The organism is Pseudomonas baltica (assembly GCF_014235765.1).
Lineage (GTDB): Bacteria > Pseudomonadota > Gammaproteobacteria > Pseudomonadales > Pseudomonadaceae > Aquipseudomonas > Aquipseudomonas baltica.
Genome location: NZ_JACMYH010000003.1, coordinates 424,019 through 449,471 on the forward strand (window position 1 = coordinate 424,019; position 25,453 = coordinate 449,471).

The 25,453-nt window shown below is 62.1% G+C and carries 16 protein-coding genes and 1 pseudogene; 6 read left to right on the top strand and 11 right to left on the bottom strand.

The window, feature by feature from the left end; all coding sequences use genetic code 11:
- Positions 1-14 precede the first annotated feature (14 nt).
- The gene (etfB, locus tag H7993_RS14345) at positions 15-788 is read left to right on the top strand and encodes an electron transfer flavoprotein subunit beta (protein WP_122479782.1); all 774 of its coding nucleotides are present in this window, start codon (positions 15-17) and stop codon (positions 786-788) included.
- An 11-nt stretch (positions 789-799) separates the two neighbouring features.
- Here the strand turns inward: etfB and H7993_RS14350 are convergent, their stop codons facing one another.
- The 3 genes from H7993_RS14350 to gbcA form a co-directional block, all read right to left on the bottom strand.
- Complete coding sequence (locus tag H7993_RS14350; RefSeq protein WP_185794771.1) at positions 800-3,820, bottom strand: RHS repeat domain-containing protein; 3,021 nt, start codon at positions 3,818-3,820, stop codon at positions 800-802.
- Between the two features lie 138 nt (positions 3,821-3,958).
- Positions 3,959-5,959, bottom strand: coding sequence for an acyltransferase family protein (locus tag H7993_RS14355; protein WP_185794772.1), 2,001 nt, complete (start codon positions 5,957-5,959; stop codon positions 3,959-3,961).
- A 197-nt stretch (positions 5,960-6,156) separates the two neighbouring features.
- Positions 6,157-7,452 carry a glycine-betaine demethylase subunit GbcA gene (gene gbcA, locus H7993_RS14360; RefSeq protein ID WP_185794773.1) on the bottom strand — a complete coding sequence of 432 codons (1,296 nt, stop codon included), beginning with the start codon at positions 7,450-7,452 and terminating at the stop codon, positions 6,157-6,159.
- Positions 7,453-7,738: 286 nt separating this feature from the next.
- On the opposite strand from gbcA, the gene gbcB reads away from it, so the two are divergent.
- Positions 7,739-8,839, top strand: coding sequence for a glycine-betaine demethylase subunit GbcB (gene gbcB, locus H7993_RS14365; RefSeq protein ID WP_122480122.1), 1,101 nt, complete (start codon positions 7,739-7,741; stop codon positions 8,837-8,839).
- 534 nt (positions 8,840-9,373) lie between these two features.
- Here gbcB and H7993_RS20955 read toward each other — a convergent pair.
- Together H7993_RS20955 and H7993_RS20960 are read right to left on the bottom strand one after the other, a co-directional pair.
- Positions 9,374-10,246 carry a methyl-accepting chemotaxis protein gene (locus H7993_RS20955; RefSeq protein ID WP_425312018.1) on the bottom strand — a complete coding sequence of 291 codons (873 nt, stop codon included), beginning with the start codon at positions 10,244-10,246 and terminating at the stop codon, positions 9,374-9,376.
- Positions 10,229-10,999: pseudogene (locus H7993_RS20960) on the bottom strand (MCP four helix bundle domain-containing protein); the annotation flags it as partial. The gene H7993_RS20955 and the pseudogene H7993_RS20960, both read right to left, overlap by 18 nt.
- Before the next feature lie 257 nt (positions 11,000-11,256).
- Here H7993_RS20960 and H7993_RS14375 point away from each other — a divergent pair.
- The 3 genes from H7993_RS14375 (at position 11,257) to hemE (ending at position 12,948) form a co-directional block, all read left to right on the top strand.
- Positions 11,257-11,481: a hypothetical protein gene (locus tag H7993_RS14375; RefSeq protein ID WP_185794775.1), complete on the top strand. Its 225-nt coding sequence runs from the start codon at positions 11,257-11,259 to the stop codon at positions 11,479-11,481.
- Complete coding sequence (locus H7993_RS14380) at positions 11,478-11,771, top strand: cell division protein ZapA (RefSeq protein WP_122479777.1); 294 nt, start codon at positions 11,478-11,480, stop codon at positions 11,769-11,771. The genes H7993_RS14375 and H7993_RS14380 overlap by 4 nt, the downstream gene beginning before the upstream one ends.
- A 112-nt stretch (positions 11,772-11,883) precedes the next feature.
- The gene (hemE, locus tag H7993_RS14385) at positions 11,884-12,948 is read left to right on the top strand and encodes a uroporphyrinogen decarboxylase (protein WP_185794776.1); all 1,065 of its coding nucleotides are present in this window, start codon (positions 11,884-11,886) and stop codon (positions 12,946-12,948) included.
- A gap of 305 nt (positions 12,949-13,253) precedes the next feature.
- Here hemE and H7993_RS14390 read toward each other — a convergent pair whose 3' ends face one another.
- Positions 13,254-14,519 (bottom strand): MFS transporter, encoded by a 1,266-nt coding sequence (locus H7993_RS14390; RefSeq protein ID WP_185794777.1) that lies wholly within the window; start codon positions 14,517-14,519, stop codon positions 13,254-13,256.
- A gap of 186 nt (positions 14,520-14,705) precedes the next feature.
- On the opposite strand from H7993_RS14390, the gene H7993_RS14395 reads away from it, so the two are divergent.
- Positions 14,706-15,476, top strand: a complete 771-nt coding sequence (locus H7993_RS14395; protein ID WP_122479774.1) for a ParA family protein — start codon at positions 14,706-14,708, stop codon at positions 15,474-15,476.
- Between the two features lie 318 nt (positions 15,477-15,794).
- Here the strand turns inward: H7993_RS14395 and trxC are convergent, their stop codons facing one another.
- The 5 genes from trxC to H7993_RS14420 all read right to left on the bottom strand — a co-directional run bounded on the left by trxC (position 15,795) and on the right by H7993_RS14420 (position 25,200).
- Complete coding sequence (trxC, locus tag H7993_RS14400) at positions 15,795-16,238, bottom strand: thioredoxin TrxC (protein WP_185794778.1); 444 nt, start codon at positions 16,236-16,238, stop codon at positions 15,795-15,797.
- A gap of 163 nt (positions 16,239-16,401) precedes the next feature.
- A complete protein-coding gene (gene selO, locus H7993_RS14405; RefSeq protein ID WP_185794779.1) occupies positions 16,402-17,847 on the bottom strand; it encodes a protein adenylyltransferase SelO in 1,446 nt (481 codons plus the stop codon).
- Between the two features lie 26 nt (positions 17,848-17,873).
- Positions 17,874-21,254: a mechanosensitive channel MscK gene (gene mscK, locus H7993_RS14410; RefSeq protein WP_122479771.1), complete on the bottom strand. Its 3,381-nt coding sequence runs from the start codon at positions 21,252-21,254 to the stop codon at positions 17,874-17,876.
- A 254-nt stretch (positions 21,255-21,508) separates the two neighbouring features.
- Positions 21,509-23,182, bottom strand: a complete 1,674-nt coding sequence (locus tag H7993_RS14415) for a M60 family metallopeptidase (protein WP_185794780.1) — start codon at positions 23,180-23,182, stop codon at positions 21,509-21,511.
- A gap of 275 nt (positions 23,183-23,457) precedes the next feature.
- Entirely contained in the window at positions 23,458-25,200 is a 1,743-nt protein-coding gene (locus tag H7993_RS14420; RefSeq protein WP_122479769.1) for a potassium/proton antiporter, read from the bottom strand.
- Between the last annotated feature and the right edge of the window lie 253 nt (positions 25,201-25,453).

The following is a 25,453-nucleotide window of genomic DNA, read 5'->3' on the forward strand; positions in this document are numbered from 1 at the left end:
AGAGAGACACAGCCATGAACACCAAGGTCATCACCCTCGTTTCCATCGGCGCCCACCCGACGTCCGGCCGCCCCCGGCGCGCAGACCAGGATTCACGCGCCGTGGAGCTGGGGCTGCAACTGGCCGGAGATGACCTGCAGGTACTGCACGCCGGCGATGTCGCCGAGCCTGCGTTGCGCGCGTACCTGGGCATGGGCCTGCAACAGCTGCACGTGCTCGAACAGCCACAAGGCGCCGATGCCTTGCCGGCCCTGTGCGACTACCTGCAAGCGGCCGGTGCGCACGTGGTGCTCACCGGTACCCAGGCCGAAACCGGCGAAGGCTCGGGCATGTTGCCCTTTCTGCTGGCGGAAAAACTCGGCTGGCCGTTGATCGTTGGCCTGGCCGAGGTCGAGTCCATCGACAACGGCGTGGCTCAGGTGCTGCAGGCCTTGCCCCGAGGCCAAAGACGGCGCCTCAAGGTGCGACTGCCGTTGCTGGCCACCGTCGACAACGCCGCGCCCAAGCCCCGGCAGAGCGCCTACGGCCCGGCGCAGCGCGGACGGCTGCCGGTGGATGCGGTGGAGGTGATCAACGACGAACTGTTCGACAGCGCCGAGCTGCAACCGGCCAAGCCCCGGCCCAAACGCCTGAAGGTGATCAAGGCCAAGAGCGGCGCGGATCGCATGAAGGCCGCCACGGCCAAGGCCAGTGGCGGAGGAGGGCAGGTGCTCAAGGGCCTGAGCGCCGAAGAGGGCGCTCAGGCGGTGCTCAAGGCGTTGATCGAGGAGGGGGTGGTGCGGCTCTGATGCGCGCGTCGCTACAAGGCAAGTACGTCGACTTGATGCCGCTGGCGGAATGCGCTGGTGGCACCGGCAGCCGTTTGCAGATGGTCAACAGCCGTACTGAATTGCGCGGCCAGGCCGCCCAACGTCATGCTTTTTCCAGTAAGCGTGCTATTGGTCAGCCCGGTGAGTTTATCGTCGGCCTCGGTCGCGTTGTACATCTTTGCTATCTGTAGCGTCCGCCGATAAAGCTCGGCGAACGCACCGTCCGCGCTGGTTTCCAAAAGTTCGAGTTTCGCCGGGTCTTTGTCTTGTTGGGTTTTATACAGTTCATAGCCAGCCTTGATTGCATCGACGCCGATCTTGACGGCGACGCCCGCTGGCCCCGCGGCTTTGGAGCCTGCGGTTTTGGCGGCTTCAGTGCCGAGGTTCAGGGCATTCTTGGGATTGTCGGGTACGTAAGTGCGAGACTTGTAGTAGAGCTTACCCACCAGGCCGTTCTTGCGAATCTTCGCGTCATGAATGATTGATGAAGCACTCAGAGTTCCAGTACGCAGATGCAGAGTGGCGGTATTACCGGCTTTCTCCATTGCCTTTTCCGAGGCGACACTGGCCAGCTTGCCGAGCACCATGCCTATGCCAGCACCGGCCAGAGCACCCGCCGGGCCCAATGCCATCGCCCCGACGGCTGTGCCAATGGCTGTTCCCGTGGCTGTAGAACTCAAGTTGGAAACGACGATGGTCGCCCCTCGAAGTCCGACCGACTTCGCCAGCTCGGTATTGCTTTCCATATTTTTCAGTGCCTGGATCACACCCTTGCTATTGGTTACAGAAATTTCGTAGGCCGAAAGCAGTACCTGCGCGCGGCTCTGCCTGGTGCGATTGAACCAGGTCTTGCAATGGCCTTTCCAGTTCTCGTATTTACGGCGTCGCTCGCTCTCGGAACCGGCTCCCCAATACGGCTGCCCCGCCAGGTATTCGTCTGTAGGGCCCGCTTCAATCATGCTTTCAAGGGTGTCATGCTTTGTTTTGGCGCGCCCATCACCGTCCACCATGGTGATCGGATTATTGCCTACCATCGCATAAAGGTTCAGACCGTCGATATCGCCCGCCGGATCCGGATTGATCCATCGCATCAGCCAGGGTGCGTAGTAGCGCAAGCCGTAATAGTAAAGACCGGTGGCGTCACGTTCCTTGCCGGAGTAGCGGATGGTTTTGTACTTGGCTTGCAGTGCACTGCGACCAGCCCAGCAGGCGGTGCCTCCGAACGGATAGTATTCTTCCCGGCTCAATAACTGGCCGTCGCTGCCCAACTCCAATGTGGCTGAGCGCAAATGGTTGCTCAGCGTGAAACGCAGTTGATCATTAGGCAAACCCTCGGGTTTGCCATGTGCCCAATGCAGCAGACGGACGCCGTTCTTACCCGCTTGCGCAACGATGACATGCAAGCGCTCACCGCTGCGGCTGTCCGTCCGAATTTCCAGCCCCGGCAGGTAGCGGACCTCACATCGACGTGCACCGCTGCGCTGTTGGGCATGGGATATCTTGCGCAAACGACTTCCCGCAGCGTCGTAGATGTAGCGCTCATAGTCGTCTTCTTCATCGTCGCGCTGCACCGGTGCCACGCGCTGCAGCTGGTTGTATTCATCCCATGTCATTACCTGCCCGGGCAGCAGTTCGCGGGAGTTTCCATTGGCATCGAAGCCATCGGTCAACTGGCTTTCATCGGGGAGTTGCCCATTGCGCTCGGGCAGCGATCTGTTGCTGGCACTTGCCACCGCCATTCTGAGTGTTCGGTTTCGTTGCCCATTGACGTGGCGAAGCTCTGTCAGGTTGCCCGCCCGGTCATACTCCATGTTCTGCCTGTAGTTGAGCAGCAAGGAAGGATCCTGAGGCATTGCCAGCAACGGCGGCAGTGATGGGCCTTCGCCGCCCGCATTTGCGGCTTCGCGACCGGTAGATTCGATCAGTTGGCAAAACGAGTCATAGCGATATTCGTTGACCGCTTCGATGCGACGATTGGCGTGGTACCTGGTGGGTTGAGATTGATCGCTGACTTTGATGATGTTGCCGACTGGGTCATACAGGTAGTGCAAATCCTGAAGCACGACCGCGTCGGCGCTTACGGACGTTGCCCTGAGTAGCTGTTGGTCGATGGGGTCGTACTCGGCGCGGCTTGTCACGCCATTGCCTATCGTTTGCGAAACGATCCGCCCGCCTGCATCATGAGTCAACGCCGACAGCAGTTCACAGTTCAGCCCTTCGGCGGTCACCAGCCGGCTGGTAGCCTCCAGACCACTGATGTCATGGCCAAAATGTTGCGCATTACCCAAGGCGTCTCTGTGAGTGACAAGCATGCCGGTGGCATCGTGGGTATAGGAGGTGCGATAACCCGGCCCAGGCTCCAGCAGGGCATCGCGTTCCGCCAGGGAAACGGGCCAGTCGGGTAGCACCTCTGCGTCCAGAAAACGCTGCGTATAGCTGATCGCTTCGCCATTGATGTCAAACCCATGGGCGATTCTGCTGCCCGCGTCATCGTCATGCCGATAGCTCGTGCCGCACAGATTGCGAGCAGCGTGCTCGCTGTCGACCGCTGCGTAATCGACGCGCTGCGTGACGCGTTGCCGGCCCTCGGCATCGCGTTTGGCAACCGATATCAACCTGGCGTGCCGGTCATAATTCAGCGTGGTGTGGATGCCTTTGCTGTCCCAGCTTTCCCGGTTGGAGCCTTGGGCGTCGAGCAACATCGCTTTCCAGCCAGAATCCGCATTGCGCTGCAACAACGGTGTACCCGAGAAGCTGAACACCGTTGCTTGATTCGGCGTCTCGCTCACACCGCTCTGGAAATGCTCGAACTGACGCGGATCCCACTGGCTGACAGGACGGCCTGCGTGGTCATGCCATTGGGCACTGACCCGGGGCTCGGCAGGGACGTCGGCTTCGCGTCGGTAATAACCGATGGTACGTACGGCCAGGCCACGGGGGTCGGACACCACCAGCGCCGGCGTGCGGGCATGGATGGCGAGTTGATCGGAGATGCTTCGAAGGGGCGACATGCTGTCCTGCCTTGCTCGGATAGATTTCCCTCTTTATCTCTGATCGACCGGCAGCCAGCCATGAACACCCACGGTATCAACGCTGCGCACAACTGTAGCGGCGATGCAGGCCGCGTTCGGCTTGCCGTGCCGGGTGCGTCATCGCGTTCGCAGGGGTGCGTAGAGGTGTATCAAAAGCGCTGTGAAAGAGGGTTCGAGCACACGGTTGCCGTGGCCGCTCAGGTGGTCGGCATCGGCGAAGAGTGGTGTTTCGTTCGAGTCGTAGGCCGAGCAGGTGTTGCCCGGGCAAAGGATCGGCAACGGATCCCAGACGTTCAGCGCCGGGTATTCGCGGGTCAGTATCGTCAGCAGATGCATCTGCGGCGCACGTAGCTGCACTATCCGGTCGTGTTCCACGCTCAGTCCGGGCGTGCAGATCGGATTCATTCGGTTGAATGGATCCGAGCAACGGTTCGCCGGGGCCTTGAAGACCGGCGACGGTGCGTCGATCAGTACGGTCAAGCCCGCCGCCTGCAGCGGTTCGAGCACGGCGTCGGCGGCCTGGCGGGCCGCTTGGGCGTGTTGCACAGTGCGCTCGCCGCGTGCTTGTTCGAAGATTGAGTCCTCGCCCTGCTGCCAATCGCGGCCCGCCAGCTCCGGCATGCGCAGGGACGCCAGGAACACCACATCGCCCGGCTTGGCGCGTGCCTGAATATCGGCCAACGCACTGCTCTGCCAAGTCGCGCAGGCGGACGGATCGGCATCCAGCAGGCTGACCACCGCGCAGCCGCCGCGTTCGTATTCCACCACGTCGATGCCCAGTCGCAGCGAGACGATGTTGAGCATCGTGCGGTAGGCGGCGGTGTGTGAGTCGCCCAGCACGAAAAGCTGGCGCCCTTGCAGGCCCGGCTGGTCGATCTTTTCGATCGGCTCCCGAGGGTAGTGTCTGTAGGCATGCCAGGTGTAGCTATCGGCCACGGTACTCAGCGATAAACGCTCGGTGGAGTGGATTGTCCACGCCGCAATTCCGGCGCACAGCCCCATGGCAGTCAGCCCACCGCACATCGACAGCCCCGCACGGCGATGCCACCGCGTGCCGCCACGGCGCACTGGCATTTCAACCCAGTGGTAGGACGCCGCTGCCAGGCCGAACACCAGCAACGGGTAGGCCAGCTGGATCCACAATGCTTCCAGGCCAATGGTCCAGCGCAGGAATACCGCCACGGGCCAGTGCCACAGGTACAGCGAATATGACAGGCGCCCCACGTACGTCAGGGCTGGCCATTGCAAGACCGTCAGCAACGGGCCAGCGGGTCGATCGCTGCCGAGCACCACGGCGGCGATCAGCAACACCGTGCCCAGCACCGGGACCAGCGCCCATGGGTACGGGAAGCGTGCAGCCGGCGTCAGGATGAAGCCTGCCGCCAGCAACGCCAGCCCGGCCACCAGCATCGCCTGTCTATGCCACGGTTGCAGGCGAGTCAGGCGGCCTTGGCCAATGGCCTGGAACAGCAATGCACCAGCGGCCAGTTCCCAGAAACGGCTGGGCAGCAGATAGAACGCCGACAAGGGTGCGGCGTGGGTCTGCACCGCGCACCAGGCCAGCGAGGCAAGGGTCAAGGCAGGCAGCAGGCAGCGCGCGATCACGCTGTTTTCGCGGTAGCGCAGCCAGAGCAGGATGACCGTGGGCAATAGCAGATAGAACTGTTCTTCCACGCCCAGCGACCAGGTGTGCAGGTACGGGTTGAACTCAGCTTTCGGTGAGAAATAGGTGTCGGTCTGCCAGGCCAGAACCAGGTTGCTCAGCCCCACGAATGCGGCCAGGCCGGTGTCTTCGTTCTGGCTGCTGAGCCATACCGGGGGAATGATCAACGCCGACATCAGGACACTGGCGGTGAGCACAAGCAATAACGCCGGAAGAATGCGCAGCAGGCGTCGTTGGTAGAACTCCAGCAGGAAGGCGCGCAGCGGCAGGCCACTCGTTTGCGCCAGGGAGCGGCTGATCACGTAGCCGGAAATGACGAAGAACATGTCTACGCCGGTGAAGCCTCCTGGCAGAAAGCGCAGGAAATCGACATGGAAAACGATGACTGCAAGTACCGCGATCGCGCGCAGGCCATCGATGCCCGCAACGTATGGCAAGCCGGGAGTGGAGGACATGGTGCCGCCCTTTTATTGTTGGGCAGCGACCATAGGATGCCTGGGCAGGCAAACGCCAGATTGCATCTTTTCAGGATGTATCCCGAGCTGGGCGACTGGTGCTCACAGCTCCGCAGAAGCGGTCCGCGGCTGCGAAACGCGCGCCGCGCACTGTCAGGTTTACCGCACCAAGCCTTCGCCGCCGACGAGCTCGCCTGTTACTCGTGCACTGCCACGCCCTTGAGATACGCCGCAGGCTCCGCCCCCAGGTTGCTCAGCAGCCGCTCGCTGTACCAGTCGATGAAGTTCACCACGCCGAATTCGTAGGTCTTCGAGTACGGCCCCGGCTGGTAGGCGGTGGAGTTGATGCCGCGCTGGTTTTCCTCGGCCAGGCGGCGGTCCTGGTCGTTGGTCGCGTCCCACACCTGGCGCATCCGCGCGACGTCGTAGTCCACGCCTTCCACGGCGTCCTTGTGCACCAGCCACTTGGTGGTGACCACCGTTTCCTGCGCGCTGATCGGCCACACCGTGAACACGATGATGTGGTCACCCATGCAGTGGTTCCAGGAATGCGGCAGGTGCAGGATGCGCATCGAACCCAGGTCCGGATTCTTGATGCGCCCCATCAGTTTCTTGCAGCCGACCTGGCCGTCCAGCGTCATCGACAGCGTGCCCTTGAGCAGCGGCATGCGCACGATGCGGTTGCGCAGGCCGTGGCTGGCGTGGGCGTAGGGGATCTTCTCGGCATCCCAGGCGGCAGCCGAGGCGGCCACATGGTCCTTGAAGGCCTGGTCGGCGCGGGGGTCGGTGACGTCGTCCCATTCCAGCAGGGTCTTGAGCAATTCGGGGTGGGCGCCGCCGCAGTGGTAGCACTCGCGGTTGTTCTCCAGCACCAGTTTCCAGTTGGCCTTTTCCAGCAGATCGGTCTGCACCGCGACCTTGGTGTTTTCCATGTCGTACGGTTCCATGTAATGGTTCAGCGTACTGAGGAAATTGTCGATCGCAGGCGGGTTCTCCGCCAGGCTGATGAAAATGTAGCCGCCTGACGTTTTCACATGCACGAGCTTGAGGCCGTACTGCTTCATGTCGAAGTCGGCGCCCATCTCGGTGCCGGCGAACAGCAGGCGGCCATCCAGCTCGTAGGTCCATTGGTGGTAATGGCAGACCAGCTTGGCCACCTTGCCTTTTTCCTTGGTGCACAGTCGCGAACCGCGATGGCGGCAGACGTTGTGAAAGGCATGCACCACTCCTTCGGCCCCGCGCACCACGAGGATCGGATTGCTGCCGATCTGCAGGGTGAGGTAGTTGCCCTTGGCCGGGATCTCGCATGTCATGCCGGCGATCAGCCATTCCTTGTTGAAGATCTCCTGCATGTCGATCTGGAACAGGCGTTCGTCGTTGTAGAACGGCTGCGGCAGCGAGAAGGTACGCTCGCGTTCCTGCAGCATCTGGGCGGTTGCCTTGCGTGCGGGTTCCAGCGGATCGCCCAGACTCAGGGTAGTGGTGGCATCCATCGTGTTCATCCTCATGGCCAGGCAGTGTGGCCGCGAAAAAAGTGGCTGTTACGGTTGTCGACGCAAGGCGGCTGAAACTGCGTTCAGATGCGGTGGAGTGTGCGACTCGGCGCGCCATGAACCTTATCCATGGGCGACATGGCCAAATCCATTCCCGACGCTGCAGGCTAGGCGGCATGGGGCTGGTCGCCATGAGCATGTGGATGTCGCGGATGGGAATGTGGCGGTAGCGGTGCACCCGCAGAATCGCTGCACGCACAGTCGGCAGTCGACCTTGGAGACCAGCATGTCCAACCCCTTCCTGATGCCCGTCAATACCCAGACCTGGGCCAATGGGCGCCACATCGTTCGTTGCGTCAAGGTGATCCAGGAAACCTGGGACGTGCGCACCTTCTGCTTCATGGCCGACCAGCCCATTCTGTTCTTCTTCAAGCCGGGCCAGTTCGTGACTTTGGAGCTGGAAATCGAAGGTCAGCCGGTGATGCGCTCATACACCATCTCCAGCGCGCCGTCGGTGCCGTACAGCTTTTCCATCACCATCAAGCGGGTGCCGGGCGGGCGCGTTTCGAACTGGTTGCACGACACCCTCCACGAAGGCCAGGAGCTGGCGGTGCACGGGCCGGTCGGGCTGTTCAATGCCATCGACTTTCCGGCACCGAAGATTCTCTATCTCAGCGGCGGGGTCGGTATCACGCCGGTGATGTCGATGGCGCGCTGGTTCTACGACACCAACGCCAACGTCGACATGGTTTTCGTGCACAGTGCGCGTTCGCCCAAGGACATCATCTACCACCGCGAACTGGAGCACATGGCCTCGCGGGTCGACAACTTCAGCCTGCACATCATCTGCGAGAAGCATGGGCTGGGTGAGCCGTGGTCGGGCTACCGTGGCTACCTGAACCACAAGCTGCTGGAATTGATCGCGCCCGACTTCATGGAGCGCGAGGTGTATTGCTGCGGGCCGACCCCGTACATGACTGCGGTCAAGCGCCTGCTGGAAGCCGCCGGCTTCGACATGACCCGTTACCACGAGGAATCGTTCGGCGCCACGCCGCCCGAGGCGCGCGCCGACGCCGTGGAACAGGCCGAGCAGGCGGCCGATGCGCCGGAAGTGGACGTCTCGGAACTGCACCTGGTGGAGTTCACCGCCAGCGGCAAGAGCATCCGCGTGGCGCCGGGCGAAACCGTGCATGCAGCGGCTTCCAAGCTGGGAATGATGATTCCCAAGGCCTGCGGCATGGGCATCTGTGGCACCTGCAAGGTGCTCAAGCTGGGAGGCGAGGTGGAGATGGAGCACAACGGCGGCATCACCGAGGATGACGAAGCCGAGGGCTACATCCTGTCCTGCTGCAGCGTGCCGAAGGGAGATGTGCGCATCGAGTTCTGATGTGCGATTGCGGTGTCAGTCGTGGTTTCGGACGACTGCATCGAGGCCAGACGCGGCTTGCGCCGCTGCTACAGGGGGGCGCGGTGTTTCTGAACGACTGCGTCGAAGCCGGACGCGGCTTGCGCCGCTGCTACGAGGTATTGCGGTGCATCTGAACGACTGCGTCGAGGCCGGACGCGGCTTGCGCCGCTGCTACAAGGTATTGCGGTGCATCTGAAAGACTGCATCGAAGCCGGACGCGGCTTGCGCCGCTGCTACAGGGGGGCGCGGTGTTTCTGAACGACTGCGTCGCGGCCGGACGCGGCTTGCGCCGCTGCTACAGGGGGGCGCGGTGTTTCTGAACGACTGCGTCGCGGCCGGACGCGGCTTGCGCCGCTGCTACAAGGCATTGCGGTGCATCTGAACGCCTGCGTCGAAGCCGGACGCGGCTTGCGCCGCTGCTACTGGGGAACGCGGTGTTTCTGTAGCAGCGGCGCGAGCCGCGTCGGCGGTGCGCGCGGTGTCTATGAGTGAACGCGTGAAGGCGCCCGGTGCTTACACCTTGAAGCGTGCCACCAGCCCGTTCAGATCCACTGCCAGGCGCGCCAGTTCGCCGCTGGCTGCCGTGGTCTGCGCCGAACCTGCAGCGGTCTGCACCGACAGGTCGCGAATGTTCACCAGATTGCGGTCCACTTCGCGTGCCACCTGGGCCTGCTCTTCGGCGGCGCTGGCGATCACCAGGTTGCGTTCGTTGATCTGCACGATCGCGCCATTGATCGTCTCCAGCGCCATGCCGGCGCCTTTGGCTATGTTGAGGGTCGACTCGGCGCGCTCGGTGCTGTTGCGCATCGAGTCCACGGCCTGCTCGGTGCCGCCCTGGATGCTGCCGATCATGCGTTCGATCTCGCTGGTCGACTGCTGGGTACGGTGCGCCAGCGCGCGGACCTCGTCGGCCACCACGGCAAACCCGCGGCCTGCCTCGCCGGCACGTGCCGCCTCGATGGCAGCGTTGAGCGCCAGCAGGTTGGTCTGGTCGGCCAGGCCACGAATCACGTCCAGCACCTTGCCGATGTCACGCGACTCGGTTGCCAGGTTGCCAATCAGCTCGGCGGTGCTCTGCACGTCGCCGCTCATGCGTTCGATGGCGCTGACGGTTTCCATGACCAGGTCACGGCCATCGCTGGCCGACGTGGTCGCGTCCTTGGACGCCTCGGAGGTGCTCACGGCGTTGCGTGCCACTTCTTCGACCGCACTGGTCATCTCGTTGACCGCAGTGGCGGCCTGTTCGATCTCGTTGTTCTGCTGAGTCAGGCCGCGAGCACCTTCGTCGGTGACGCTGTTGAGTTCCTCGGCAGCCGATGCCAATTGGGTCGCCGAACCGGAAATACGCTGCAGGGTATCGCGCAGCTTGCCCTGCATCTTCTGCATGGCCAGCAGCAACCGCGCGGCTTCGTCGCGCCCCTCGGCATGGATCGGCCGGGTCAGGTTGCCTTCGGCAATTGCCTCGGCCGCCACCAGTGCCTGGTCGATCGGCCTGACGATGCTGCGGGTCAACAGCCAGGCAAACAGGAACGTCAGCAGGGTCGCCACGATCAGCATGCCCACCACCCAGGTGAACGCCGAGCGGTATTCATCCTCGGCTTGCTGATTGATCTCGCGGGTTTGCACATTGTTGATCTTGACCAGTTTCTCGAGCACGGCATTGACCTGCTCGGAATTGCTCAGCATGTCGCTGTTGAGCATGGTCCGCAGCTCTTCCACCTGGCCGTTGGCCGAAAAGCTCTTCATGCGAGCTTCGAGCTGGCGATACTGGCCCAGCAAACGCTTGTAGTCATCGTAGGCCGCCTGCTCTTCGTCATTGGAGATCATTTTCTCGTAACGGGCCTGGGCCTGGTTGATCTGCTCGTTGCGCTGGTCGAACAGCTGCACGGTTTTCTGCTGGATGTCGGCTTCGCGATTGAGTAACAAGCGGTACGACAGCACACGCAGGCGCAGCGTCAGCTGGGTCAGCTCGTCCAGGCTGGTGATGCTGGGTACGGTGTTGTTCTCGATGTTCTGGCCGGCGGCGCGGATGTGGCTCATCTGGACCAGGGAAAACACCCCGAGCACGATCATCAGCACGCCGATGAGGGAGAAACCGAGCAGCGCGCGCGGGGCGATGTTCATGTTGCGTAAAGACATGTGAGGTTACCGAAAGGTAGGGCGCGTCCGTGCGACACAAGAAAGGGCTGCACGGCTTATCGGTCGAATGTAAAAAGTCTGAAGGGGACAAATTGCCGCAGGCGATGCGCGTCATCGCGAACGCTCAAGCGATGAAGACCGATGAACGGGACGAACCGAACAGCGATTTGGGGGTCCATCGGGGTCCTATCAAAGCTGGCCCGGGCGAGGTTTTTTCTTTATCGTTCGCGCCCCTGACAAAGTGTTGGAAATAGCAAATGTTGGAAGCATCCCTGAATCAATTGGAAAGCCTGGTAAACGACCTGGTCAAGCACAACCGGGAACTGGCCGAACGCAATGCCCAGCTGGCCGGCGAGCTGGCCCAGGCCAAGGATGACAACGACACGCTGCAGCTCAGTCTGCTGGAACAGGAAGAGCAGCAGGGCGCGACCACCGCGCGTATTCAAGCACTGGTCGAGCGTGCTACCGCGGCGGCGGTATGAACCTTGACGACGGGGTCGAGGTCTTCTCGATCCTGGGCAACGAATATTCAGTGAAAGCGCCGCCCGGCGAACAGCAGGCGCTGCGTCAGGCGTTCGGCATGCTCGAGCGCACGCTGGCGCAGACCAAGCGCAGCCATCCGACATTGATCGGCGACCGCCTGCTGGTGCTGGCCGCGCTGAATCTATGCCAGCGCCAGGTCGAGCTGAGCCAGGGCCACGCCCATGCCATGGACCAGTGCAAAAGCAGGATCGACGCCCTGGTGAGTCGCTGCAGCGATACGCAGGACTGATTCAGCCAGGCGGCCGGGTGGTGCTGCTGCGCAGACCACCGTCCAGCCCTCGCCGGTGGCTTGTTGTTCTTTGCTCTGCGAAAATCCTCATACTTTTCTGCCGGATGTTGACATGACTCCCCTCAAGAACGACCGCTTCCTGCGTGCCCTGCTCAAGCAGCCCGTTGACGTCACCCCGGTGTGGATGATGCGCCAGGCCGGACGCTACCTGCCCGAGTACCGCGCCAGCCGCGCCAAGGCCGGTGACTTCATGAGCCTGTGCAAGAACCCGTCGTTCGCCTGCGAAGTCACCATGCAGCCGTTGGAACGCTACCCGCTGGATGCGGCCATCCTGTTCTCCGACATCCTCACCATTCCCGATGCCATGGGCCAGGGCCTGTACTTCGAAACCGGCGAAGGCCCGCGCTTCAAGAAGGTCGTCAGTACCCTGGCCGACATCGAAGCGCTGCCGATCCCCGATGCGCATCAGGATCTGGGCTACGTCATGGACGCGGTCAGCACCATCCGCCGCGAACTCAACGGCCGGGTGCCGCTGATCGGCTTTTCCGGCAGCCCCTGGACGCTGGCCACCTATATGGTCGAAGGCGGTTCGTCGAAGGATTTTCGCAAGACCAAAGCCATGCTCTACGACCAGCCCCAGGCCATGCACCTGCTGCTGGACAAGCTGGCGCAGTCGGTCACCAGCTACCTTAATGGCCAGATCATGGCCGGGGCCCAGGCGGTGCAGATCTTCGATACCTGGGGCGGCAACCTGTCGGCCGCGGCGTATCAGGAATTCTCCCTGGCCTACATGCGCAAGATCGTCAGCGGCCTGATCCGCGAACACGAAGGGCGCAAGGTGCCGGTGATCCTGTTCACCAAGAACGGCGGCCTGTGGCTGGAAAGCATCGCCGACGCCGGCGCCGACGCGCTGGGCCTGGACTGGACCTGCGACATCGGCGAAGCCCGTCGCCGCGTTGGCCACAAGGTCGCCCTGCAGGGCAACATGGACCCTACCGTGCTGTACGCCAAGCCCGAAGCGATTCGCACCGAAGTGGCGCGGATCCTCGCCAGCTACGGGCAGGGCACAGGCCATGTGTTCAACCTCGGCCACGGCATCACCCCGGAAGTCGATCCCGAGCATGCCGGCGCGTTCATCAACGCCGTGCATGAGTTTTCAGGGCAATATCACGGCTGACATCCTGCCGTGTTGAATCTTGACGCGGCTTGCACCGCTGCTACAGAAACACCCGCCCCTGTAGCAGCGGCGCAAGCCGCGTCGGCGGCGTACGCGGTACATCTGGACGCTCGCGTTGAAACCTGACGCGGCTTGCACCGCTGCTACAGAAACACCCACCCCTGTAGCAGCGGCGCAAGCCGCGTCGGCGGCGTACGCGGTACATCTGGACGCTCGCGCTGAAACCTGACGCGGCTTGCACCGCTGCTACAGAAACACCTCACCCCTGTAGCAGCGGCGCAAGCCGCGTCGGCGGTGTATGCGGTTTACTTGGGCGACCCCACCGGCTGCAACTTCGCCAGCCTCGCCGCCACCACCAACGCCACCGTCAACAGCCCCGCAATGAACCCGCCCACACCCGTCCAGCCACCGTAGTGCCAGGCCATCCCTCCCGCCGTCCCGGCCACGCTTGACCCCGCGTAATAACTGAACAGGTACAACGAAGACGCCTGCCCCTTGGCCGTCAACGCACGCCGTCCGATCCAGCTGCTGGCCACCGAGTGCGCACCGAAAAAGCCAAAGGTGAACATCAGCATCCCCAGCAGGATCACTGGTACCGGATTGAACAGGGTCACCAGCAGGCCTGCGAACATCAGCACGATGCTCATCCAGAACACCCTGCGTCGGCCATGCTTGTCGGCCAGCGAGCCCACCTGCGCCGAGCTGTAGATGCCGGCCAGGTACACCACCGACAGCAGCCCCACCAGCGCCTGGCTCATGTGGTAGGGCTCGGCCAACAGGCGGTAGCCAATGTAGTTGAACAGCGTCACGAAGCTGCCCATCAGCAGGAACGCTTCGAGAAACAGCCACGGCAGGCCGGCATCCTTGAAGTGCATGGTGAAGCCTTCCAGCAAGCCACGTGGGTTCATCTTGCGGGGGCGGAAGTTACGCGATTCCGGGAGGATCCTGACGAACACCGCCGCTGCGACCAGGGCCAGGCCGCCGACCACCAACAGTGCAGTGTGCCAACTGACGAAGTCGATCAGCACGCCGGTGATCAGGCGTCCGCTCATGCCGCCGATGGCGTTGCCGCCAATGTACAAACCCATTGCCAGACCGATGTGTTGCGGATGAATTTCCTCGCTCAGGTAGGTCATGGCTACCGCAGCCAGGCCGCTCAGGCTCAATCCGGTCAAGGCGCGCAGCAACAGCACGCCGTCCCAGGTGGGCATCAAGGCACTGCCGAGGGTGCACAGCGCTGCGCTGAACAAGGCTGCCACCATCACCGGCTTGCGTCCTACACTGTCGGAAATCGGCCCGGTGATCAGCAATCCGATGGCCAGCATCCCGGTAGCCACCGACAGCACCAGGCTGCTCTGGGCGGCGTTGATGCCGAACTCGTGGGACAGGATCGGCATCATGGGTTGCACGCAATACAGCAGGGCAAAGGTGGCGAAGCCGCCGCTGAACAGGGCGAGTACCGTGCGCAGGAACTGCGGGGTGCCTTTTTCGATGTACTGCTCGTTGAACTGAGCGGCGTTTTGATGGGAGGTATCAACAGCTTGCGCAGCAGGCGCGACAGCAGTTTTCACGGTGACCTCGGGAGGGGGGCGGCAGGAGTTGAAAAACTATATAGCTGGCTAATGATTTCTGCCAACACTAGCACCGAGACTGCAGGAAATTGTAGGAAAAATCCGAGAATGAACGTCCCGGCGTGCTAGCAACTGTAATATTCTGGCCGCTACACTCGAGGCTTTGCCTGTCATGGAGGGATATAGATGCGGCGCGTGGTGTTCAATCAGAAGGGCGGCGTAGGCAAATCCAGCATTGCCTGCAACCTGGCGGCCGTCAGTGCCAACGAGGGCTTTCGCACGTTATTGATCGACCTCGATGCCCAGGCCAACTCTACCCAGTACCTCACCGGGCTGACGGGTAACGATATTCCGATGGGCATCGCGGACTTCTTCAAGCAGATCCTGTCGTCGGGTCCGGCCAGCAAGAAAGGCAAGGTGGATATCCATCAAACGCCCTATGACAACCTGCATGTAGTCACGGCTTCGGCGGAGTTGGCTGATCTGCAGCCCAAGCTGGAAGCCAAGCACAAGATCAACAAGCTGCGCAAACTGCTCGACGAGCTCAGTGAAGATTATGATCGGATCTATATCGACACGCCGCCGGCGTTGAATTTCTATGCGGTGTCGGCGCTGATCGCTGCGGATCGGGTGCTGATTCCCTTCGATTGCGACAGCTTTTCCCGGCATGCGCTCTATGGGCTGCTGAGCGAAATCGCAGAGTTGAAAGAGGACCACAACGAGGGTCTTGAAGTCGAAGGTATCGTCGTCAACCAGTTCCAGCCTCGGGCCAGCCTGCCTCAGCAGATGCTCGACGAACTGATCGCCGAGGGCTTGCCCGTGCTGCCGGTGTATTTGAACAGCTCGGTCAAGATGCGCGAGTCCCATGAGCTGAATATCCCGCTGATCTACCTGGACCCGCGACACAAGCTGACCCAGCAGTTCGTCGAGCTGCATGACCTGCTCGAACAAGCCTGACCTCGCAAACCTGTGATCGCTGAGGGAACGGTCTGCGGCCGCGAATCAGGCACCGCGATCTGCCTGATCCACCGCGCCGTTCGCCGACGCGGCTTGCGCCGCTGCTACATCGCGATCTGCCTGATCCACCGAGGCGTTCGCCGACGCGGCTTGCGCCGCTGCTACGGGCACGGTGATTCGCCTGACCCGCTGCGCCGTTCGCTGACGCGGCTTGCGCCGCTGGTGCACGCACCGCGATCAACCCAATGGCGGGCCTTGCTCAATTCCCTGTAGCAGCGGCGCAAGCCGCGTCCGGCCTCGATGCGGTGCATCAGGTTGCTACAGGTTGGCGATACCCTGGGCAGCAAGCCAGGCCAGCAACTGCGGCAGCGGCATCGCGCCGCTCTGCCGCGCCACTTCTCGACCATTCTTGAACAGGATCAAACTCGGTATCGAGCGGATGCCAAGTTGCGTGGACAGCTGCGGGTTGGCCTGGCTGTCCAGCTTGGCCAGTCGGCATCGCCCCTGCAGTTGCCCCGCCGCCCGCTCAAACACCGGCGCAAAGGATTTGCATGGCCCGCACCAGTCGGCCCAGACGTCCACCAGCAGCGGCAGATCGCCCTTGATCTGGCTGGCATAGTCGCCTTGAGTCAGCTCGAAGGGTGTATCGAGCAACACCGCCGCCTTGCACCGCCCGCATTTGGGCTGGTCGGTCAGGCGCAAAGCAGGAATGCGATTGAGCCCGTTGCACTGCGGGCAGGGGATTACCAGTGAGTCGCTCATGTCCGGCTCCGATTTGAAAGATGGCCCGTGCGTATCTGGAGGCAGAAAGATCGGTTATCAACCCAAGCGCCACAGCCTACTCCGTAGGAGCGGTCATCGGCCGCGAAGGGCAGGATGCGGTCTGCCTGATGCACTGCGGTGCAGCGTTCGCGGCCAGTGTTGCTCACGACGAACAACTAATCTCCAGATGCTTGCCCCACTCCGGTGGCCGTTCGGCGTAACCTTCCATGCCCGGCTGCGCTTCGAATGGATTGCAAAGCACCTGGTGCAGGCGGCGCACCTCCGAATAGTCACCGTCTTCGGCCGCATCGATGGCTTTTTGCGCCAGGTAATTGCGCAGGATATACAACGGGTTGACCTGGTTCATGCGTTCCGTGCGGCCTTCCACCACATCGCGCTCCATGCGCGCCTGGTAATCGCCTGCCCAGGCATCGAAGCCCTGGATATCGACGAAATCGTCGCGCAGCACGGCCAGCGAGCCATCCTCACCCAGGCGGCGGAAGAACAGGTTGTAGTCCACACCGCTGTTCTGCATCAGCCCCAGCAGACGTTCGAGCAACACCTTGTCGCCCTCTTCGGCCAGGGTGAAACCCAGCCGCCGCCGCATGATGTCCAGCCAGGCCGCCTCGTACAGTGGCAAGAACAACGCTAACGCTTCCTGCAGCGCCTCCACGCTGATCAGCGGCGTCAACGACTGAGCCAGGGCACTGAGGTTCCAGTGCGCCACGGGCACCTGGTTGCTGAAGCTGTAGCGGCCTTGATGGTCGGAGTGGTTGCAGATGAAATTCGCATCGAAATCGTCGAGGAAGGCGTACGGCCCGAAGTCGAAGGTAATGCCCAGAATCGACATGTTGTCGGTGTTCATCACCCCATGACAGAACCCGTAGGCCTGCCACTGGGCGATCAGTTCGGCGTTGCGCTCGACGACTTCGCGGAACATGTCGAGGTAGGGTTCGGGTTGGGTTGCACAGCCGGGGAAGTGGGCTGCCAGCACATGGTCGACCAGCTGTTTCTGCAGTTCAGGTTGGCGGGTGTAGTAGAAGTACTCGAAGTGCCCGAAACGCACATGGCTGGGGGAAAGGCGCAGGAGCATGGCAGCGCGTTCCTGTTTCTCGCGCCACACCGGGGTGTCCGATGCAATCACGCACAGTGCGCGACTGCTGGGAATGCCCAAGGCATGCAAGGCTTCGGAAGCAAGGAACTCGCGGATCGAGGAGCGCAGCACCGCCCGGCCATCGCCCATCCGCGAGTAGGGCGTCTGCCCGGCACCCTTGAGATGCAGGTCCCAGTGCTCGCCGGCCTCGTTGTACACCTCGCCCAGCAGCACCCCGCGGCCATCGCCCAGCTGTGGCGTGTAACCGCCGAACTGATGGCCCGAGTAGATCATCGCCCGTGGTTCGGTCTCGCTCCACAGTTTGTGCCCGCTGAACAGCTCGGCGAACAGTGGCGTCCGGGCGCATGCCGGGTCCAGGTCCAGCAGGCTCATCGCCGCATCGCTGGCTACTACCAGCCGTGGGTTGTCGATCGGCTCGGGCAGCACGTGGGTGGAGAAAACGTCGCCCAGGCGGGCGAAGCGGTTGTCGAAGATCAGTTCATCGAGGCCTTTCATGTGCGTTCTCCGTTGGCGCGGTGCGCTCAGTCAAGTTTCGAGGGCGGTGGCTTGGGTGCTTCCACGGCCTGGGGTGCGCTCGGTGGCTCGGCCGGCGCAGGCGTCGCCGCCGGCTGCAGGGTGCCGGCACTTTCTCCAGGCTCGGCGGGCACCAGCTTGTACTCGCGGCCGGTGGTGTTCTTCAGGTAGATCTCCATTTGCCGGAACGAAATGTTGATGTTCTGGCGCTTGAATTCCTTGTTGATGAAGCGGTTGATCTCGTCCAGGACCGGGTTGCGGTCACCCAGGTCACGCACGTGCATGCGCAATTCGTGGTCTAGGGTGCTTTCGCCGAAGTTGAGGAAATACACCAGTGGCTCCGGGTCCTTGAGCACCCGCGGGTTGTCCCGCGCAGCCTTGAGCAGCAGGGTGCGCACCAGGTCCAGGTCCGAGCCGTAGTCCACGCCCAGCTTCAACGTCACCCGGGTGATGGTGTCGGTCAGCGACCAGTTGATCAGTTGCCCGGTGATGAAGGTCTTGTTGGGGACGATGATGTCCTTGCGATCGAAGTCGGTGATGGTGGTGGCGCGAATGCGGATCTTGCTCACCGTTCCCGACAGGTTGCCGATGGTGATGGTGTCGCCGATGCGCACCGGGCGCTCGAACAGAATCATGATGCCGGAAATGAAATTGGCGAAGATCTCCTGCATGCCGAAACCCAGCCCTACCGAGAGCGCCGCGACCAGCCACTGCAGCTTGTCCCAGCTCACCCCCAGGGTCGACAGCGTGGACACGAAACCCACCCCGGCGATCACGTACGACAACAGCGTCGTGGTGGCGTAGGCGCTGCCCTGGGCCAGGTTGAGCTTGGACAGCACCAGCACCTCCAGCAGCCCCGGCAGGTTGCCGGCCAGCACGAAGGTGATACCGATGATCACCGCCGCACCGATGAAGTCGCTGAGGCTGATCGGCACCATGCTCATGGCCGCGCCGGTGCCGCTGGTGTACTCGTACAGAGTGATGTTGTCCAGATAGGCGAACACGCTGATCAAATCGCTCCAGACCCAGTACAGCGCCCCGATGAAGCCGGCCAGCAAGGCCAGGCGCACCAGGCGCAGGGACTGCTGGTTGACCTGCTCGATGTCCAGGGTCGGCTCTTCGGCGACTGCTTCGCCTTCGCCGCTGTCCTTCGCCGTCTGCCGCTTGGCCAGTGCCCGTTGGTAGGCCAGGCGCCGGGCGGCGACGCTCAGGCCACGCACGAATGCGGCTTCGATGACCAGCCAGATCATCAGCAGATACAGGGTGTCGATCAGCCGGTCGGTGAGCTTGAGCGCCGTGTAGTAGTAGCCAAAACACACAGCCACGAACAGCGCGATCGGCAGCGCGGTGAACAGCAGGCCGATGGTACGGCGGAACAGCGAAGCGCTCTTGTGGGTCGGGCTGCTGACCAACAAGCGTCCCAGCAGCCAAGCCATCAACGCGTAGCAGGTCAGCACCACGGCAATGCCGAGTACGTCATCCGCCAGCGCCGAGGGTTGCAGTTCGGCCACCGCCACCACCGACACCAGCGCCAGCACGACGAAGCCCAGCCGGCGCACCCAGCCCTGGAGGAAGGCCACCTGCGCACGCTCCCAGCGAAAATGCAGCTCGGCCACGCCGCCGGGGGCGAGGATGCGATAGGCGGTGTAGAACACCAGCCAGGCTTGGGCGATCTGCAACATGGCCGCGCCAAGACCGGCATTCTGCCCGCGAGCATCGATCAGCAGGGCGTAGCCGCACAGGGCCAGGCCCAGGGCCATGGGCATGGCCAGCAGAATGTTGATCAGAATCGCCGCCGGTGTGTGCCATTGCCGGTCGCGCTTGAAGTGACCGATGTCCTGATGCACCGCATTGAGCTTCTGGTAGAGAAACTTGCGCTTCCACTGCAGCAGGCCGATCACCAGCAGCAGGGGCAGGAACAGCAACGGCCGCTGCACCAGGCCATCGGTCAGTTCGCTTACGCTCGATGCCCAGGGCAGGGTGGTGACCTGGTTTTCCAGGCGTCGTGGCACGGCTTTGAACCACTCGTCATCCAGCGGTTTGTTGCTGGGGATCCAGAACATCTGCTCGTCCAGCGTGGCACGCAGGCCTTGCGCGGTGCTGAGCAGTTGCTTCTGATTGAGCTGCAGGGTGATCGACTCGTTGAGCAGTGCGCTCAGTTCCCGGTTCAGGCGTTCGAGCAGGTCGCTGCGGGTGACCGCCAACTCCAACAGGCTTTTGCGCAATTGCGGCGCGTTCTGGTCCTGTGGCTGATTGACCATCAGGTTGTCCACGTACGCCGCCGGGTTGCCGATGGCTTCGCGCTGCTGGTTGACTTCGAACTGATACAGGCGGATGTCGGCGATCTCATCGGCCAGGTCGCGATCGACCTTCAAGTGCGGCAACGCCTGCTTCTGTTTGTAGAGAATCTTGGACAACAGCAGGCTGCCCTTGAGCACGCTGATCTGCTCGTCCAGGGCCTGGTCGCTCTGCGTCACGCTGTCCAGCTGCTGGCGGGTCTTGAGGTTCTGCTGGGTCAGCTCGTTGAGCCGGTCGGTGCTGCGCAGCAGGTAGTCGGACAGCTTGACGTTGGTTGCACTCTCCGTGGCCAGCACGCTGCTGCCGCCGGCTTTCTGTGCTTCCAGCGACTGCTTGGTGACGGTTTCCTGGGACTGCGCCAGGCGCTTCTGGTTGATCAGCGTCTGCAGGTCCTGGATTTCCTGCTCCAAACGGGTGGTCTTCTCCAGCACCAGGTCGTGACGGGCATTGCCCAGGTCCTGCAGGGTACTGTTGCCGGCCAGCTCCTGGCGGCGCAGGTTGATCAAGGCATTGATCGACGCCTGTTCGGCCGCCAACTGGTTGCGCGTGTCGGGGGTCAGCGCCTTGCCGTCGTTCTTGCCCAACTTGAGAATGCCGCTGATCTGCTGGATACGGTTCTGGCTGGCGCTGATTTCGGTCTGCGCGCGTTCCGGGCGGGTCTGCGCGGTGATGATCAGGCTGTTGGCATCGGACAAGGCCTTTTGCAATTCGCCCTGCTCGGTGGTGCGCTCGCTGAAGATCTGCTCCAGCTGCGGCACGCTCAAGGTGGCATAGCGCTGGCTCACAGGGATGATCGGCATGCCCTTGAGACGGCTCAGCTCGCGCTGCGCCTCCAGGGTCTGCTTCGGCGCATCGGCCAGTTGCTGCTTGAGCTCGGCCAGCTTGCGTTCATTGTCGGCCTGGTTGCCAAGCAGCCCCAGGGTCTGCTCGAACACCTGCTGCAGCGCCTTCTGGTCGGCTTCTGGCAGCTTGCGCTCGGCGATCTTGTCGAGGTTCTGTTGCACCGTTTCACGGTTGAGGGGGTCGGCAGCCTGAACGCCGGCGACAGCCATGCACAGCCCCAGCAGGGCTGCGGAAAGAAAATTGCGCATAGGTTAGACGTCGTACAGCTCGAAGAGAGATGGGCAGTTTAAAGGAAGAGTCCAGGCCCTGGACCACTTCCTTCGCGCAGTTTGACGCCCACTTTCATGATCCGGTTCCCGTGCATGACCGCATTGCCTGACGCAGGCCAGGCTATGTCACGTGAACAGTCCGGTTCATGCCCCTTCGGTCCGTCGCACAGTCTTGGGCGGGCCCGGACTGCGGCCCCGACCAAATCGCTGGAGCCAGAGCCCTTCGAGCCAGTCTAGGTACCTTTGAGCAGAGACGTGTCGCCGGGCGGCTCGGTGCCACATTCCGGCTCTTTCTCAGGGCCGGAGCTCGCACTCACTCCAGCCCGAGGCTCCCTGAGCGTCAGCAGATCTGCAGGCGGCGCAGGCAGGCGCATCTCGGCAATTTGCTGATCGGCTGCCGTTGAAAGAGGCATCCCCCAGGCGCGCACGAAGGCTCGCAGATCAGCCCAAGCGGCCATGCTCCCAAACAGTGCTAAGTTATCGAACGATTGGGCTCGCGAGGGCGTTGTGCTCCAAGGGCCATGCTCACGGGCAATCCGGTTCAACCGTGGCCAAAAAGTGTCGCCGAACCCGAGGCGTAGTTGCTCCAGGGCTGCAAGACGCTCGAACGCAGATAGCTGGGTTATGTCCAGATCAGACGCGGCCTGCTTTTCCAGCGCATTGTCCCAGGTGTCCTTGCCGTTCGCGCCGGGGTGAGTCAGATTCGACCGCACACCGAATACCCGCTGGGTCGCCATGGCGGAAAGGTTGTTGGTCACTTCGCTGAAATCATTGGGCAGGTAGGCGCGCATCTGGTTCTGATGGCCTATTTCGTGAGGCACTGCCCACTCCGCCTTGAGGCGCTCGGGTTCAAGCAGCCCTCGTGCATACGCCATGTTGTATGCCGTGTACCCGGTGGTGGCATGGGCCGATCCAGCGCCACCGTGGTTACCCAGTACAAGATGATATTTCAGCGGAGCCGGTGCATGAAGTTCTTCTGCCTTGTCCAGACCCAGTAACGTCTCTTGCACGTCAATGATGCGCTCGTAAGTTGCCATCAGCAGCGGTATGTCACTGTTCTTGTAAGCCTGCGCCGACGCCCGATCGACGGTCAGAACGACCCGGGCACTGTACAACTCCACGTACGGGGTTGGCCGCGCATCGAGCATGGCGTGATAGACCGCTGTTGAGGTATTGCCGTGCTCGAAGTAGGGAAGTTCCTGTGCACCCAGAATGATGACATTGGCGGCGTTTATTTCATTGGCCAGTTGGAAGTAGATGACCCCTCCACCAGGATCGGTAATGGTATTGGTGCCAAGTTGAAGGGGATAAGTTCGTTGCTGGGAGTATTGCGTGTCCGTGTCGGCGTAAGGGGCGCCAATGAACAGGTTCATCGCGATGGGCGGGGTGTCCGTGTGTACGACGATCACTTTGAAAGCGCTATTCTTGGGGGCGTAGAAACCTGTTGGTTGCCGGTTCATCAGGGGAAAGCGCGTACCCAGTCGATACACGGCCGCGAAACGGTCCACGGTGGCCTCGAACGTCGCCCAGCGGTGCCTTCGGATGCCTATGGAGCCATCGCCCTGGGTGACCAGCCGGAAGCGCTGGTTCAAGTTGCCGGCCACCAGGATCTCCATGGTCGGTGTCTGATGATTGAAGGTCAGCACGTACCCTGTCAGTACTGACTGGATCGATACGGTGTCATCCGAGTAGCGCCTGATTCGGAAGCGTTGTGTGCGAACGTCTTCTTCCGGCTGCGCCCACAGTCGGGTGCCTTCGCAACTCAAGCGGTAACGGGTGTAGCGGTTTTGCACGAATTGATCTTCACCAGCGTTCCCGGTCAACAGGAAACTTTGTGACTGGGAGCCGTTGTACAGTCGCGCATTTACCGCTGCGTCTTGAAAAGAAAGTACGGTATCCGGGAGCATGGGCTTGGCCTGATGGAAGTTGAGACACAATCAGGCTAGCAGGGTCAATGTAATGGTCGCGCCAGCGGAAACGGCAGAAATCAAAGGGGAGGGGCTTTGCAATGTTGCACACTGTTCGCAACTTGCTGAGTAAAAAAGGTATTCCGCTTCAGTAGTTAAAGTCTGTACAAAGTTGGGGAACTGAATGTTTTTTTACAGGATGAACGGTCGTATTAGCGTTGTTGAGTACGCAGACCGTTCATTCATCAGCGGGCTTGAATTCATTCGCCAGGAATTCAAAGGAAGAGCCCAGGCCCTGGACGACTTCCTTCGGGGAATCTGACGCCCACTTTCATGATCCGGTTTCCGTCCATGACCGCGACCGTCCAGACGGTGCCGTTCCATTCTACGTGGTCGCCAACGATCGGCGCGCCGCCAACCCGCTGAATGATGAAGCGGCTGAGCGGCATCTGCGGGTCGAGCCCATCGAGCTTGAGGCCGTAGAGCGCCGACACTGCGCCCAATTGCGCGTCGCCTTCGAGGACGAAGTCGCCGAAGAAACGCAGGTCCAGACCGCGCTGCGGTGCCTGGCTGAACAGTTTGCCCAAGGCCGGCAGGTTGTGCTCGTGACCGATCACGCACAGCAGGTCGTCCACTTCCAGCACCGTACTGCCGGATGGGTGGAGCAATTGCTGGCCGCGGAACAGTGCGGCAATACGTGTGCCTTCGGGCATTTTCAGCTCGCGCAGGGCTGCTCCGATGCACCACTTTTCCGCACCCAGGCGATACACGAACAGCTCCCACTCGCTGGTGATGTGCACCTCGAGGGCCGAACGCGAGATCGGCGCGGGATCCGGCGGCACGGTGACCTTGAGCAGTTTGGCTACCCACGGCAGGCTGGTGCCTTGTACCAGTAGCGACACCAGTACGATGAAGAACGCCAGGTTGAAGAACAGCTGCGCGTCCGGCAGCCCGGCCATCAGCGGGAACACCGCAAGAATGATCGGTACCGCGCCGCGCAGGCCGACCCACGAAATGAAGGCTTTTTCGCGGCCATGGAACGCCTTGAATGGCAGCAGGCCGACCATCACCGACAGCGGCCGCGCGACCAGGATCATCCACAGGGCCAGTGCGAGCGCGGGCAGGGCGATGGGCAGCAGGTCGTGGGGCGTGACCAGCAGCCCCAGCACCAGGAACATGCCGATCTGCGCCAGCCAGGCCATGCCATCGAGCATGTGCAGAATGCCATGGCGGCTGCGGATCGGCTTGTTGCCCATCACCAGGCCGCACAGGTAGACAGCCAGGAAGCCGCTGCCGTGCAGCGCGTTGGTCAGAGCGAACACCAGCAGGCCACCGGCTACCACCAGGATCGGATACAGGCCGGCGGCCAGGTTGATGCGGTTGACCAGTTGCAGCATGACCCAGCCGCCGCCCAGGCCAATGACGCCGCCAATGCCGAACTCGCGCAGCAGGTGCCCCAGCAGGCCCCAATGCAGGCCGGTCTGGCCGCTGGCGATCATGTCGATCAGGGTCACGGTGAGGAACACCGCCATGGGATCGTTGCTGCCCGATTCGATCTCGAGCGTGGCGGTCACCCGTTCGTTCAGGCCCTTGCCGCCCAGCAGCGAGAACACCGCCGCCGCATCGGTGGAGCCGACGATGGCTCCGATCAACAGCCCCTGGATCATGCTCAGGTCGAACAGCCAGGCGGCGACTGCGCCAGTCAGCGCGGTGGTGATCAGCACCCCCACTGTGGCCAGCGACAGGGCAGGCCACAACGCCACGCGAAAGCTCGATACCCGCGTGCGCAGGCCGCCATCGAGCAGGATTACCGCCAGCGCCAGGTTACCGACCAGATAGGCCGTGGGGTAGTTATTGAAGATGATACCGCCGCCGTCCACCCCGGCGGCCATGCCTACGGCCAGGATGATCACCAGAATGGGAATGCCCAGGCGGGAGGAAAGCGAGCTGACCAGAATGCTCGCACCTACCAGCAACGCGCCGATCAAGAACAGGCTGTTGATGAAGGTGGCATCCAAGGGCGGTACTCCGGTTTCTGAAAACGAGGTGAAAAGGCAGTCGCTTATGCAGGCTGCGTGCCAAGGGATAATAACCTGTGTAAATGCATAACTGTCAAAGCCTTGCGTGGAATCATCACACGTCGGCGGTGTTGCAGACGGCCACCAGCAGCCATGCTGTGGTGTTACGGGCAGGAAAAGTCCTACAGGACTTACGGATGCGCCTTGCATATGTGGAGGAGGGCGTTTGTAAGAATCAGCACCCTTTCTCCTT

Coding starts and splice junctions, on each gene's coding strand:
- selO (WP_185794779.1), bottom strand. CDS start 17,847: ATGAAAGGCCTCGATGAACTGATCTTCGACAACCGCTTCGCCCGCCTG.
- etfB (WP_122479782.1), top strand. CDS start 15: ATGAACACCAAGGTCATCACCCTCGTTTCCATCGGCGCCCACCCGACG.
- mscK (WP_122479771.1), bottom strand. CDS start 21,254: ATGCGCAATTTTCTTTCCGCAGCCCTGCTGGGGCTGTGCATGGCTGTC.
- hemE (WP_185794776.1), top strand. CDS start 11,884: ATGACTCCCCTCAAGAACGACCGCTTCCTGCGTGCCCTGCTCAAGCAG.
- H7993_RS14350 (WP_185794771.1), bottom strand. CDS start 3,820: ATGTCGCCCCTTCGAAGCATCTCCGATCAACTCGCCATCCATGCCCGC.
- H7993_RS20955 (WP_425312018.1), bottom strand. CDS start 10,246: ATGCAGAAGATGCAGGGCAAGCTGCGCGATACCCTGCAGCGTATTTCC.
- H7993_RS14395 (WP_122479774.1), top strand. CDS start 14,706: ATGCGGCGCGTGGTGTTCAATCAGAAGGGCGGCGTAGGCAAATCCAGC.
- trxC (WP_185794778.1), bottom strand. CDS start 16,238: ATGAGCGACTCACTGGTAATCCCCTGCCCGCAGTGCAACGGGCTCAAT.
- gbcB (WP_122480122.1), top strand. CDS start 7,739: ATGTCCAACCCCTTCCTGATGCCCGTCAATACCCAGACCTGGGCCAAT.
- gbcA (WP_185794773.1), bottom strand. CDS start 7,452: ATGGATGCCACCACTACCCTGAGTCTGGGCGATCCGCTGGAACCCGCA.
- H7993_RS14415 (WP_185794780.1), bottom strand. CDS start 23,182: ATGCTCCCGGATACCGTACTTTCTTTTCAAGACGCAGCGGTAAATGCG.
- H7993_RS14380 (WP_122479777.1), top strand. CDS start 11,478: ATGAACCTTGACGACGGGGTCGAGGTCTTCTCGATCCTGGGCAACGAA.
- H7993_RS14355 (WP_185794772.1), bottom strand. CDS start 5,959: ATGTCCTCCACTCCCGGCTTGCCATACGTTGCGGGCATCGATGGCCTG.
- H7993_RS14375 (WP_185794775.1), top strand. CDS start 11,257: ATGTTGGAAGCATCCCTGAATCAATTGGAAAGCCTGGTAAACGACCTG.